General features: G+C 64.1%; 10 protein-coding genes and 1 tRNA gene. 3 read left to right on the forward strand and 8 right to left on the reverse strand.

All coding sequences use genetic code 11. The features are described 5' to 3' along the window. Nucleotides 1–132: 132 nt before the first annotated feature. The 4 genes from ABIB80_RS26480 to ABIB80_RS26495 all read right to left on the reverse strand — a co-directional run bounded on the left by ABIB80_RS26480 (nucleotide 133) and on the right by ABIB80_RS26495 (nucleotide 4,945). Nucleotides 133–1,782, reverse strand: a complete 1,650-nt coding sequence (locus ABIB80_RS26480) for an ABC transporter ATP-binding protein (protein ID WP_219683863.1) — start codon at nucleotides 1,780–1,782, stop codon at nucleotides 133–135. A 14-nt stretch (nucleotides 1,783–1,796) separates the two neighbouring features. Continuing rightward, nucleotides 1,797–2,684 carry an ABC transporter permease gene (locus ABIB80_RS26485; RefSeq protein ID WP_007602531.1) on the reverse strand — a complete coding sequence of 296 codons (888 nt, stop codon included), beginning with the start codon at nucleotides 2,682–2,684 and terminating at the stop codon, nucleotides 1,797–1,799. Nucleotides 2,685–2,705: 21 nt separating this feature from the next. Beyond that, nucleotides 2,706–3,647 (reverse strand): ABC transporter permease, encoded by a 942-nt coding sequence (locus tag ABIB80_RS26490; RefSeq protein ID WP_007602533.1) that lies wholly within the window; start codon nucleotides 3,645–3,647, stop codon nucleotides 2,706–2,708. A gap of 167 nt (nucleotides 3,648–3,814) precedes the next feature. Beyond that, nucleotides 3,815–4,945: a M20/M25/M40 family metallo-hydrolase gene (locus ABIB80_RS26495; protein ID WP_354128712.1), complete on the reverse strand. Its 1,131-nt coding sequence runs from the start codon at nucleotides 4,943–4,945 to the stop codon at nucleotides 3,815–3,817. 280 nt (nucleotides 4,946–5,225) lie between these two features. Between ABIB80_RS26495 and ABIB80_RS26500 the strand changes: the two genes are divergently transcribed. Continuing rightward, nucleotides 5,226–6,833: an ABC transporter substrate-binding protein gene (locus ABIB80_RS26500; protein WP_007602537.1), complete on the forward strand. Its 1,608-nt coding sequence runs from the start codon at nucleotides 5,226–5,228 to the stop codon at nucleotides 6,831–6,833. Nucleotides 6,834–7,077: 244 nt separating this feature from the next. Continuing rightward, complete coding sequence (locus tag ABIB80_RS26505) at nucleotides 7,078–8,673, forward strand: glycosyltransferase family 39 protein (protein ID WP_354128713.1); 1,596 nt, start codon at nucleotides 7,078–7,080, stop codon at nucleotides 8,671–8,673. Between the two features lie 204 nt (nucleotides 8,674–8,877). On the opposite strand, the gene ABIB80_RS26510 is transcribed toward ABIB80_RS26505, so the two are convergent. Further along, nucleotides 8,878–10,128 carry a multidrug effflux MFS transporter gene (locus ABIB80_RS26510; protein WP_219683854.1) on the reverse strand — a complete coding sequence of 417 codons (1,251 nt, stop codon included), beginning with the start codon at nucleotides 10,126–10,128 and terminating at the stop codon, nucleotides 8,878–8,880. A 159-nt stretch (nucleotides 10,129–10,287) separates the two neighbouring features. After that, nucleotides 10,288–10,376 (reverse strand) — tRNA-Leu (locus ABIB80_RS26515). 172 nt (nucleotides 10,377–10,548) lie between these two features. On the opposite strand from ABIB80_RS26515, the gene ABIB80_RS26520 reads away from it, so the two are divergent. After that, on the forward strand, nucleotides 10,549–10,986 hold the full coding sequence (locus ABIB80_RS26520; RefSeq protein ID WP_354128714.1) for a twin-arginine translocation pathway signal: 438 nt from the start codon (nucleotides 10,549–10,551) through the stop codon (nucleotides 10,984–10,986). Between the two features lie 15 nt (nucleotides 10,987–11,001). Here the strand turns inward: ABIB80_RS26520 and ABIB80_RS26525 are convergent, their stop codons facing one another. Together ABIB80_RS26525 and ABIB80_RS26530 are read right to left on the reverse strand one after the other, a co-directional pair. Further along, complete coding sequence (locus tag ABIB80_RS26525) at nucleotides 11,002–12,204, reverse strand: FAD-dependent monooxygenase (protein WP_354128715.1); 1,203 nt, start codon at nucleotides 12,202–12,204, stop codon at nucleotides 11,002–11,004. Nucleotides 12,205–12,223: 19 nt separating this feature from the next. Continuing rightward, the gene (locus tag ABIB80_RS26530) at nucleotides 12,224–12,469 is read right to left on the reverse strand and encodes a zinc-finger domain-containing protein (RefSeq protein ID WP_007602543.1); all 246 of its coding nucleotides are present in this window, start codon (nucleotides 12,467–12,469) and stop codon (nucleotides 12,224–12,226) included. Nucleotides 12,470–12,740 lie beyond the last annotated feature (271 nt).

The raw sequence follows: 12,740 nt of genomic DNA on the forward strand, positions 1-12,740 counted from the left end.
TGTACTCGTCCGAATAAGAACGTCGCTGCCGTTTCGTCATCTGACACCTCTTGCTGTCTAAGCTATAGGTGTCCACCGATTTAGGGGAGGCTCAGGATTGCTTCGCTGCGCTCGCAATGACGAGGAGAGTGACTAGGCGCTAGCCGCCACGCCCTCGGCCACCGGCCGGAAGTTCGCGAAATCCCAGCCGCGGCCCGGTGCTGCCTCGAGCAAGGCTCTGGTGTAGGCTTCCTTCGGATGCGTCAGCACTTCGGCGGCCGGACCCTGCTCGACGACGCGGCCGTGCTGCATCACCACGACCTCGTCGCAGATCTGCGCTGCGACGCGCAGATCGTGAGTGATGAACAGGATGGCGATGCCGAGCCGCGTCTGGATCTCGTCGAACAGGTCCAGCACCTGCGCCTGCACGGACACGTCGAGGGCGGAGACCGCCTCGTCCGCGACCAGCACGTCGGGATCGAGCGCGAGCGCGCGGGCGATCGCAATGCGCTGACGCTGGCCGCCGGAGAACTGGTGCGGATAGCGCGCGACCGCATCGGCGGGCAGGCCGACCAGCTCGAGCAATTCGCGCGCACGCTTCATTGCGTCGGCATGCGACACGCCGTAATTGATCGGGCCTTCCGCGATGCTTTCGCCGACAGTGACGCGCGGGTTGAGCGAGCGGTAGGGGTCCTGGAATACGATCTGGATCTTCTTCCGATGCGGCTGCAACAGCCGCCGCGAGATGTCCGAGATCTCGCGGCCGGAGAGGCGCACGCCGCCGGAGGTCGGGTCGATCAGGCGGACGATGCAGCGCGCCACGGTCGATTTGCCGGAGCCGCTCTCGCCGACGATGCCGAGCGTGCGGCCCTTGCGCAGCGTCAGCGTGACCTTGTCGGCGGCGACGACTTCGCGGCCTTTACCGAAGAACGCGCGCTCGCGATAGACCTTGCCGAGTTCGTTGGCCTCCAGCACCACCGGTTCCCTGGTCTCAGGCCGCGCCGCGCGCGGCACCAGGCTCGGCACCGCGGAGAGCAGGTTGCGGGTGTATTCCATGGTCGGATTGCGCAGGATGGAATCCAGCGTTCCGGTCTCCACCAGTCGGCCCTGCCGCATCACCGCGACGCGGTCCGCGATTTCGGCGACCACGCCCATGTCATGGGTAATGAACAGCACGGCGGTTCCGTGATCGCGCTGGAGGTCGCGGATCAGGGTCAAAATCTGCTTCTGCGTTGTGACGTCGAGCGCGGTGGTCGGTTCGTCCGCGATGAGCAGCTTCGGTTCGAGCACGAGTGCCATCGCGATCATGATGCGCTGGCGCTGACCGCCGGAGAGTCGGTGAGGGTAGGAGGAAAAGATACGCTCGACCTGGGGCAGGCGCACCTGCTCCATCATGTCGAGGATACGCTTCTTGCGCGCCTTCGCATCGAGTTTGGTGTGCGCGCGCAGGACTTCGTCGATCTGGCGGCCAACCGGCATCACCGGATTGAGTGCCGTCATCGGCTCCTGGAAGATCATCGCCATCCGGGTCGCGCGGAGCTGCCGCAGGCGGCGGTCGGTCGCGGTGAGAATCTCCTCGCCGACCAGCTTGACGCTGCCGCCGGTCGGAATCAGCGTGCCCTTCGGCAGCAGACCCATCGTGGTCAGCGAGGTCACCGACTTGCCCGAGCCGCTTTCGCCGACGAGGCACAGCGTCTCGCGCTCGTGCACCTGGATCGAGATGCCGTCGATGATGTTTGCGGCATTCGGCTTCTTGCCGACGGAGACGACGAGGTTGTTGATGTCGAGGATCGGGCTGGTCATCACTTGATCGGTCATCATTTGCCTTCCCGCTGCTTCATGCGCGGATCGAGTGCGTCGCGGGCGGCATCGCCGATCAAATTAATGCTGAGGATCGCGATCGAGAGCAGCAGGCCCGGCCAGAAGATCAGCGTCGGCTTGAGCTGGAAGTACTGACGACCCTCGGCCATGATGTTGCCCCAGGTCGGCGTTTCCGGCGAGATGCCGGCGCCGAGGAAGGAGAGGATGGCCTCGGTGAGGATCGCGGACGCGCAGACATAACTACCCTGCACGATCAGAGGCGCGATCGTGTTCGGCATCAAATGCCGCCACATGATCTTTGGCAGGGATGAGCCGACCGAGATCGCCGCTTCAACATAGGGCTCTTCGCGCGCCGACAGCACGACCGAGCGCACCAGGCGTGCCACGCGCGGAACTTCAGGGATCGTGATTGCGATCAGCACGGTCCAGAGGCTGGCGCCGGACAGCGACACCACGGCGATTGCCAGCAGGATGCTCGGCATTGCCATCAGGCCGTCCATGATCCGCATCATGACGGAATCGACCAGCTTGAAGAAACCGGAGACCAGGCCGATCGCCAACCCAATGACGATCGACATGATCGCCGAGCCGATGCCGATCAGAAGCGAGATGCGTCCGCCATACATGACGCGCGACAGCAGGTCGCGGCCATAGGCGTCGGTGCCGAGCAGGAATTGCGCCGAAGAGGGCTTCAGCCGCTGCGAGGGCGCAAGCTGGATCGGATCATACGGCGCGATCAAGGGCGCCAGGATCGAGATCAGCACAACCAACGCCAGGCAGATGGTCGCCGCCGCGATGATCGGCGTCGAGGTCAGGAATCCGAAGCGCGGCCGCAGCGGCGACGTGATCGGGATGGACGACTGGGGAAGGGTATCGACCGACATTTTTCGTTGTTATCCTTGGCCCTAGTACCGGATCCGGGGATCGAGCAGCGTGTAGGCGACGTCGATCAGAAGATTGACGACGACATAGATCAACGACGTCAGCAAAATCATCGCCTGGATCACCGGATAGTCGCGCGCCAGCACCGCATCCACCGTGAGGCGGCCGATGCCCGGGATGTTGAACACGCTCTCGGTGACGACGACCCCGGAGATCAAAAGCGCAAAGCCTGTACCGATCACCGTGATCACGGGCACGGCGGCGTTGCGCAGCGCATGGCGCATCATCACGGCGACTTCGTTGATGCCTTTTGCGCGCGCGGTGCGGACGTAGTCCTCGCCGAGCACGTCGAGCATCGCCGCGCGCGTCATGCGCGCGATCAAAGCGATGTAGATGAAGGACAGCGCACAGGTTGGCAGGATGATGCGCTCGAAGAACGGCCCAAACCCGTTCGAGATGCTGCGGAAGCCCTGGACCGGCACCCAGCGCAGGTCGATCGCGAAGACCTCGATCAGGATGTAGCCGACCACGAACACCGGCACCGAGAAGCCGAGCACGGACAGGCCCATCACGAAGCGGTCGATCCAGGTGCCGTGCTTCCAGGCAGCGATTACACCGAGGGGAACCGCGACGATGACCGCGAGGATGATGGTCGACAACGCGATCGAGATCGACGGCTCGACCCGCTGGCCGATCATCTTCATCACCGGAAGGTTGGAGATGAGTGACGTTCCGAGATCGCCATGCAGCAGCTTGTTCAGCCAGGTGATGAACTGCACGATCAGCGGCTCGTTGAGACCGAGCGAGGTGCGGATGCGCTCGAGCCGCTCCGGCGTGGCGTTGTCGCCGGCAAGAATCGCGGCGGGATCGCCGGGGGTGAGGCGGAGCAGGAGGAAGACGAACAGCGCCACCACGCCCATCACGGGCACGGCGGCGAGAATTCGGCGAAGGAGATATCCGAGCAAGTTGGATCCCGTCAGATCAGAGTCAAATCAGAGACAGCGGCTGAAGGCTGCGTTCTGCCACCAGCCTAACATTTCAGCAATTCCCATGCCATCCGGGTCACGGTTTTTGCAGTGCGGTCACCTTGTTTTGGTGATCTCGCCCCCTTTTGGTGCCTTGGCTCGCGCCATCACTCCAGAGTCGCGAGCAGCCCCGCCATCAGCCGGCCGCGTTCGACCAGACTTTCGACCTCGATATACTCTTCGAGCGTGTGGCCGTTGCCGCCACGCACGCCCAGGCCGTCGAGAGTCGGGATGCCCATTGCGCCGGTGAAATTGCCGTCGGAGCCGCCGCCGGCGCTCGCATGCGGCAGTTCTGCGCCGAGCGATTTGGCGATCCCGCGCGCCTTTTCGTAAAGCGCCATGGTGCCGGCATCGGGCTCCCAGACCGGACGTGTCACGCCGCGCGTCACCTTGAAGGTGACATCATTGGTTGTACCGGAGAGCGCCAGCATCCTCTCGACGCCGCGATCGAGGTCGGCCTGGCGCTTGGCCATCGAAAGCGCTTCGCCGGTGGCGGTCGTGGCAACGCAATTGACCCATTGCCCCCCATGCACCACGCCGACCGAAAACGTGCAGTCTTCGCCCATCATTGCGTCGATGGCGAGGATTTGCCGCGCCATCTCGCGGATCGCCGAGCGGCCCGCCGACAAGGTCGCGCCGGCGTGGCTGGGCCGGCCGGTCGCCTCTAGATTGAACCGCGCGATGGCGTAACGCCCGGTGGTGACGCCGTTGTCAGCGCGGCCGGGCTCCGGCACCAGCACGTATTTGTTGCGTGCGGCCTCCGCCTCGATGATATCGCGCGTGGAGGGTGTGCCGACTTCCTCGTCGGGCGTGAACAGCACGGTGATCGGCAGTGGCGTCGTGAACGAGGCGCGGGTCAGTTGGCGGATCGCTTCCAGCGAAAGGTAATTGCCGCCCTTCATGTCGTAGATTCCGGGTCCGTAGCACTTGCTGCCCTCGCGCCGCCATTTCAGCGTCTCGATGGTACCCACGGGATGAACAGTATCCATGTGTCCGGCAATCAGGATGCCCGGCTCGCCTTGCTTCGGATGCGGAAAGCGTGCGCGGATCACGCCGCCAAAGCCCTGGCGACCGGCGATGCGCTCGATCGTCGCACCCATGATTGCCATCTCCCGCGCTGCGATATCGAGCATGCGGTTCACGGCGCTCGCGTCCCAGGTCGGGCTTTCGCATTCCACCCAGCCGCGCAGACCCTGGAGCATCGCTTCGGAATCGAAGGGAAGATTGGCTGGATTCATCTCAATGTCTCTCCAATGTCTCTTGGGCTTCGGAACATGGAACGCGCATTGCATTGGCGCGGGGCAGGGCAGGCGGAGAGCGTTGTAGAGCCAAACCGATCCGTGTGGAGCCCGTGCGCGCGCTGCTTGGGCTTGCAGCGAAACCGGATTGACGCGCTCGGCACTGTCTGCAAGTCTCGAAAAGATAAAGGCATTGCATGAGGTTAGTTCGCCTAAAGAACGAACCGGATGCTCAATCAATAACCTGCCTTTGAACAGTTTCACGTCAGGAGAACTTTTTATGTTTAAGTTGATGCGCCGGGGGCCTCGCGCGTTCGCCTCCAAACTTGCGCTGTCGGTCGTCGCGCTTTCGACCGCACTGGCCTCGCCGGTGCTTGCGGCCGGCAAGACCATCACGGCGGTGATGCATTCGGATCTGCGCATCATCGATCCGATCTTCACCACGGCCTACATCACGCGCGACCATGGCTACATGATCTACGACACGCTCGTGGCGCCCGATTCGAACTTCAAGATCCAGCCGCAGATGGCGGACTGGAAGATCTCCGACGACAAGCTCACCTATACGTTCACGCTGCGCGACGGCCTAAAGTGGCATGACGGTGCGCCGGTGACGGCGGAGGACTGCGTTGCCTCGCTCAAGCGCTGGGGCGCAGTCGACGGCATGGGCCAGAAACTTTTCGACTTCACCGCGAGCATCGAGGCGACCGATGCCAAGACCATCACGCTGAAGCTGAAGGAGCCCTACGGCCTCGTGCTCGACTCGATCGGCAAGCCGTCCTCCCGCGTTGCCTTCATGATGCCGAAGCGCCTCGCCGAGACGCCGCCGGACAAGCAGATCCCCGAGCAGATCGGCTCGGGTCCTTTCAAGTTCGTGCAGTCGGAATTCCAGCCGGGCGTGAAGGCGGTCTACGTCAAGAACACCGACTACGTGCCGCGCAAGGAGCCGTCGAGCTGGACCTCCGGCGGCAAGGTGGTGAAGGTCGACCGCGTCGAGTGGATCACCATGCCGGACTCGCAGACCGCGGTGAACGCGTTGCAGTCGGGCGACATCGACTTTGTGGAAAATCTGCCTTACGACATGCTCCCGTTGCTGGAAGCGAACAAGGAGATCACGATCGAGGTCTCGAACAAGTTCGGTTTCCAGACGCTCGGCCGGATGAACTTCCTTTATCCGCCGTTCGATAATGTCAAAGTGCGCCGTGCTGCCTTTCTGGCGATAAACCAGAAGGACGTTCTCGACGCGCTCGTCGGCAACGCCAAATATCAGAAGATCTGTGGCGCCTTCTTCGTGTGCGATACGCCGTTCGCGACCGAGGCCGGTGCCGAGACCCTCGTGAAGGGCAACGGCATGGCCGAAGCCAAGAAGGCGCTCGCCGAATCCGGCTATGACGGCACCCCCATCGTGATCATGGCCCCCGGCGATGTCACGACGCTGAAGGCACAGCCGATCGTTGCGGCTCAGCTGCTGCGCGAGGCTGGCTTCAAGGTCGACCTGCAAGCGACCGATTGGCAGACGGTGGTGAGCCGCCGCGCCAGCCAGAAGCCTCCGAAGGAGGGCGGCTGGAACATGTTCTTCACCAACTGGGTCGCGGCCGACGTCTCCAACCCGATCGCCAATCTCTCGATCGGCGGTCAGGGCAAGAAGGGCTGGTTTGGCTGGGCCGAGAACGCCAAGATCGAAAAGCTCAAGGACGACTTCGTTCGCGCCGCCTCGCTCGACGATCAGAAGAAGATCGCCGCTGACATCCAGAAGGAAGCCTATGAGCAGGTGATTTACATCCCGCTGGGGCAGTATCTCCTGCCGAGCGGCTGGCGCAAATCGCTGACCGGCGTGCTCGACGGTCCCGCGACCCCGCTGTTCTGGAACGTCGACAAGTCGGAGTAGGGCGAAGGCTCTTCCTTTCGTCCGGATCATCCTGCGGCGCCGCTGTCATCAGCGGCGCCGTTGTCGTTTGTCGATCTTGGCTCTTTTGTCGACCTTGCGCCGGCTGAGAAGGCGGACGTTTTCAAACTTTTCCAGTTTCCATTCATTGCTATTTGTTTCCGTCCTGAACTAGATGTGCCGTCCTTGCGCATCACCTTCCTTCCTCCATTTGATTCCAGTGCCGATCGATTTTGCATTCCAGGCGATGGCCGAACGGTCCGATCGCACGCCGGCACGATGGCGCCGGCCATTCCTGCGTTGGCTCGATGGCGTCGAGACGGGCTGGGCGGTGCCGCTTCTCATCGCGGGCTTCGTCGCGATCTGGACACTTTATCTAGCGGTCGCCTATGCCGGCGGCGGTCTGCACCCCGATACGCTGGAGGCCTGGACGCTGGGGCGGCATTTCGCGTGGGGCTATCCCAAGCATCCACCCTTGACCGGCTGGGTTGCCGCGAGCTGGAGCGCCATTTTTCCGCTCACTGACTGGTCGCTGCAATTGATGGCGATGGCCAATGCCGGGCTTGCGCTGGTCTTCGTCGACCGGATCGCGCGGCAATTCGTGACGGGGCACAAGCGCGTCCTTGTGCTGTTGCTCCTGATGCTGACGCCGGCCTATCAGTTCCATGCCCAGCGCTTCAATGCCAATGCGGTGCTGCTGGCCGTCTGGCCGCTGGCGACTTGGTGCTTCGTCCGCGCATTCGAGACCCGCGCGGCGTCGTGGGCGATCGCCGTGGGATTCACGACGGCGCTGGCCATGGCCGGCAAATATTATTCGATCTTCCTTGTCGCGAGCTTCACGTTTGCCGCGCTGGCGCATCCGGCGCGTCGCGCCTATTTCACTTCCGCCTCGCCCTGGATCTCGGTCGTCGTCGGGCTTGCGGCGCTGTCACCGCATGTTCACTGGCTCGCCACGACCGGGGCGCCGACCTTCACCTACGCGCTGAACCATGCCAACGGCACTGCGGCGAGCTCGCTCGGGGAGGCCAGGAACTTCCTTCTGGGGCTGTTGGCGGCCATCAGTGTGTCATCCGTCACCTGGATGTTGATCGCCGGCACGCGGCTGAAGCAGTTTCCGGACGATTTCGCGGCGATGAATCCGGGCCTGCGGCTCCTCTTTTACGTTGCCGTCGGCACGATTGCGCTGCCGGTTCTGATCTCGCTCGTGATCGGCACCGATCTGCCGTCGCTGTGGGCGTTGCAGGGGTTGTTCCTGTTCGCCATTCTCGTGGTCTGCGGCACAAATTACCCGATCGAGCGCTTTTACACCGTCAACCTCACCTTGGTCGTGGCCGGCGTCGCGCTCACGGCCGTCCTCGTCGCCGCGCCGATCCATGCCCTCTATCGCAACGATTACGGTTACGAAGAGGGGCGCAATTTCTACGCGCAGGCCGCCAGCGAATTGACTCGCGAGTGGCGCGAACTGACGGGCGAGCCGCTCGCCGCCGTTAGCGGCGACGATGCGCTGGCCTTCGCGATGGCCTTCTACAGCCCGGACCACCCGCACTACGCCCAGCCGTTCGAGGATCAATCTCCCGGAGGCTTGCCGCGCAAGACGACGCTGGACCGCGGCTGGGCCGCGCTCTGTTTCCGCGATCAGGATGATTGCAGCCGGTGGATGGACGGGGTGGCCGGGCGGGCCGGGCACTTCGTCAGGCGGGAATTTAATGTACAAGCGCAGCTATGGGGCCGGCCCGGTCTCACGCGGGACGTGGTTGTGCTAATGGTGCCGCCCCGTGAAGGCCGCGCGGCACCCGAGGGCGTTGCGGACGATTTCAGCGCCAACAGGCGCGCAACGGAATAGACGTGTTGCTCAACAGTGGCTGTCGCGGACCCGCTCGAGCCCTTCACTCGCGAATGGCACGGTGACGGCGGTCTTTTCAACGCTCGACGGCGTGCGTTCGGTCTCCGCCCGTTCCGCGGCGTCGTGGTCTTTACGGGGTTTCGGTTCCATTGAAGCGCCTTTTCAGATTGTTGCAGTACAACATCGAGAGCGCCGCGAAGTTCCTCACCCGATGGCGCGATGATGCGGCTTGAACAGCCGTCCTCTCTCCACCACCAGCACGATCGCGAGCGCAGCGAGTGACGACACGAAGAAGCCGACCGAGAACGGCAGCAGCGTGCCGTCGAAGCTTTGTCCGATCGCCATGCCGACGACGATGCCGATAAGCGTGGTGATCGAGCCGTAGAGCGAGGACGCCGTGCCGGCGATGTGGCCCTGCGGCTCCATGGCGAGTGCGGTGAAGTTGGCGACCATCATGCCGAACGAGAACATCATCAGCGCCGAGAGCACCATGAACAGGGGAAGCGGCAACGCGCCGAGGCTTTCGGTCAGCAGCATCACGCCGGCCACCGCGGTGTAGAGCGTCAGCGCGCCGTGCGAGATCACGCGCATGCCGAGGGTCCCGACGAATCGCGCATTGAGAAAGCCGGCAATGGCGGTGCCGGCTGCGATCGCGGCGAAGGCGAGCGGAAAATAATGGCCGAGATGATAGATGTCGACAAAAACCTGCTGGGCCGAAAACACGTAGGCGAACAGCGCACCCATGACGCTTCCGGCGGCGAGCGCGTAGCCGAGGGTTTGGCGATGGGTCACGGTCTGCCAGTAGGCCGTGAGCACGTCGGCCGGCGCGAGCGACCTGCGTTCGCTCTCAGGCAGGGTCTCCGGAAGCCGCAGCACGGACCACGCAAGCGCGAGCAGGCCGTAGAGCATCAGCACGACGAAGATGCCGCGCCATTGCGTCACCAGCAGCACCGCCTGTCCGAACGAGGGGGCGATCACGGGGACGGCGATGAAGATCATCATCGCAAGCGACATCACGCTCGCCATGCGGCGGCCGACATAACAGTCGCGCACGATCGAGGTCGCGATCACGCGCGTCGCCGAGGTGCCGAAGCCCTGCAGTGCGCGCGCCAGCAGCAGCGTCTCGAACGACGGCGCGGCGATCGCCAGCACGCTCGCCACCGCATAGACCGCCATCCCGCCGAGCAGCACCGGGCGGCGGCCGAAGCGGTCCGACAGCGGACCCATGACGAACTGCCCCGCGCCAAAGCCGATCAGGAAGGTCGACAGCACCAGCTGAAGATGGTTGGCGACGGGGATATTGAAGGCCGACCCGATGTTGGGCAGCGCCGGGAGCATCATGTCCATCGCAAGCGGATTCAGCGCCATGATCGACGCGATCACGATGACGAATTCGGGGAAACCCATCGGCCGGTGTCCCGAGGACACCCAATCGTCGGCATTGACGTCGGACAAGCAGCTCACCTCTGATTTGAGGCCCCTGTCTATCTTCAATGCTGCGTTGCACAAGCGACGTTTCGGGATAGCTGGCAGGCGGTGCAGGAGCGGACAACATTGACGAGGTATCAGCGCTCGGGGCCGCGGCGATCGGCGGGATCGTCCGCGCAGCTCTCGTGGTGCGGGCAGCCGGGGTCGAACCGGCACAGCGCTTGCGCGCCGAGGGATTTTAAGTCCCTTGCGTCTACCAATTCCGCCATGCCCGCTTGATCCAACGAGATCAATCACTTAAGTCCCTGGCCGGCCGTCTGGAATTGGCGTTTGCAGGCCGGAGGGGCGGTTCTTCCTTAGGCGAGCCGGCCGCACAAGGCAAAGCCTCAATCCGGACATCTGTTGTTGCTTTAGGCATTCTCAATCCACGGGGACTATTCATCCGGCATGGCTGCTTTGATCCGATATCGCCTGCGCACGTGCTGCGTGGCCGTCGCGCTGCTCGCGGCCGGCTTCGCACTGTCCGGCTGCGCAGGCATCAGCGAGACGGTCGCTCCGGCCTTTGCCGATCCCGCCAGGTACGAATTGTACGATTGCAAGCTGCTCGAAGCCGAGCGCAAGGGGCTCGCCAACCGCACCGCTGATTTGCAGAGGCTGATGGACAAGGCCCAGACCGGCGCGGGCGGCGCCGTCGTGTCGGAGCTTGCCTACCGCAACGACTACGTCGCGGTGCGCGGGCGCGCGCAGATGGCCGATGACGCTTGGCGCCGCAACAAGTGCCGGGAAACGCCCCCCGAGGCGACGCCGGCCGCTGCGCTGGCGCCAGCAGCCAACCCCCTTGGTCCGATCAAGCCTGCCCCGAAATCGACAAGAGCAGTGCGCTGAAACCGGCGCCTCGCATCAGGGTCGCCAGCCGTAAATCCAGTCCTGCCGTGCCAGCATGCGTTCCGGGCCGAGGGCGCGCACCGCAAGATCGCGCGCGAACGCGAGCGGCCCAGTGAAATGATAGATGCGGCCCTGCTGCCGCGCGGTCCGCTGCACCCGCCGCACGCGCGCCTGGCGCGTACGGCCGTATTGTCTCAGCGCAGCTGTGATGCCAGCGGTGCTCTCGGCGACCTCAAGGCTCAAATGCTGCGCGAGCACCGCGGCGTCCTCGATCGCCATGCCGGCGCCCTGGGCTGCAAACGGCAGCATCGCATGCACGGCGTCGCCGAGCAGCGCGACCGGGCCGTTGCTCCAGGGGCAGTCGTCAGGCACGCCGAACAGCGCCCATTTCCGCCAGCTATCGACCGTGGCGAGCATCATGCGCGCCGCTGGCGGCCAGCGCGGCGCGGCGAAGGCGTCCATCACCTCGCGCGGATCGCCGGGCGTGCTCCAGCCCGGTCTATTCCAGGTGCCCGGCAGCACCGCGACCACGTTGATCTGGCGTCCCCCCGCGATCGGGTAGGCGACGAGATGGGCATTCGGGCCCATCCAGAGCTGGACCCGGCGCGCGGTGTAGTCCTTCGGCAGTTGCGTGGCGTCGAGCGTGCCGCGCCAGGCAATCAGCCCGGAGAAGCGCGGCTGCACCTCGGGAAACAGATGCTGGCGCACCGTCGACCAGATGCCGTCCGCGCCGATCAGCGCACTGGCGAGATCGCTGCGCCGGATCGTGCCGCTGCGATGGACGACCGTCAGCCCCTTGGCGTGAGGCGCGACGTCTTCGAAGGTCGCGCCGAGTTTCAGGTCGATATCGGGATGGTCGGAGACTGCGCCGGCGAGTGCGGATTGCAAATCGGCGCGGTGCACCACCCAATAGGGGGCGCCGGCGCGCGCGGCGGCGGCTTCTCCCAGCGGCATGCGCAACAGCTCGCCGCCGGCCCGCGCGCTCATGATCGAGACCGCCTCCGGGATCACGGCGCGCAGCTTGAGGCGCTCGGTAAGGCCGAGCTCGACCAGCACGCGGCTGGCATTGGGAGAAAGTTGCAGACCGGCGCCGACTTCCTCGAGCCGCTCGGCCTTTTCCAGCACGACGATGCGGAAGCCGCGTGCCGCGAGCGCAAGCGCAGCCGTCAGTCCACCTATGCCGGCACCAGCGATGACAATCGTTCGGGAGAGCGCCACCCCTGACCGATGGAAGCGATCAGGCCACCTTGTCCTTCAGGACGCATTCCGGCGGACGGGCTTCGCCCGCCTTCAGGTCGGCGGCGAAACGGTACAGCGTCGAGCAGTAGGGGCAGATGATCTCGTTGTCGTTGCCGAGGTCGAGGAAGACGTGCGGATGATCGAACGGAGGGTTGGCGCCCACGCACATGAACTCTTGCGAGCCGATCTCGATGACGGGGACACCGGCATCGTTGTGGAAGTGCGGGACGACATGGTCGGACATCGTACTCATCCTGGAGTGGCAATGGCGGCAGACACAATCACGACTGACGCGGCATTATTAAGGCGCCGCGGACCATACTGGCGGGTGTGGATGATTGCTAGTCCAGCGGAACCGAAAGCTCCGCAATGCCCCATGCTCATTTGCTCATGCAAATTCGACACAATCTTGCGGCCTGAGAGAAGCCCTTCTTTCGTCGGGGACGTTGTGTCGCAATTTTAGCATACTATGTCTGTGGACGAGCGTAATTGCGACGAAAGACCAACTGTTAGGC

It is taken from the genome of Bradyrhizobium sp. i1.15.2, assembly GCF_040548425.1.
Taxonomy (GTDB): domain Bacteria; phylum Pseudomonadota; class Alphaproteobacteria; order Rhizobiales; family Xanthobacteraceae; genus Bradyrhizobium; species Bradyrhizobium canariense.

Excerpts from the sequence above, each read along its gene's own strand:
- ABIB80_RS26500 (WP_007602537.1), top strand. The coding sequence starts at position 5,226 with ATGTTTAAGTTGATGCGCCGGGGGCCTCGCGCGTTCGCCTCCAAACTT.
- ABIB80_RS26495 (WP_354128712.1), bottom strand. The coding sequence starts at position 4,945 with ATGAATCCAGCCAATCTTCCCTTCGATTCCGAAGCGATGCTCCAGGGT.
- ABIB80_RS26485 (WP_007602531.1), bottom strand. The coding sequence starts at position 2,684 with ATGTCGGTCGATACCCTTCCCCAGTCGTCCATCCCGATCACGTCGCCG.
- ABIB80_RS26505 (WP_354128713.1), top strand. The coding sequence starts at position 7,078 with ATGGCCGAACGGTCCGATCGCACGCCGGCACGATGGCGCCGGCCATTC.
- ABIB80_RS26530 (WP_007602543.1), bottom strand. The coding sequence starts at position 12,469 with ATGTCCGACCATGTCGTCCCGCACTTCCACAACGATGCCGGTGTCCCC.
- ABIB80_RS26480 (WP_219683863.1), bottom strand. The coding sequence starts at position 1,782 with ATGACCAGCCCGATCCTCGACATCAACAACCTCGTCGTCTCCGTCGGC.
- ABIB80_RS26520 (WP_354128714.1), top strand. The coding sequence starts at position 10,549 with ATGGCTGCTTTGATCCGATATCGCCTGCGCACGTGCTGCGTGGCCGTC.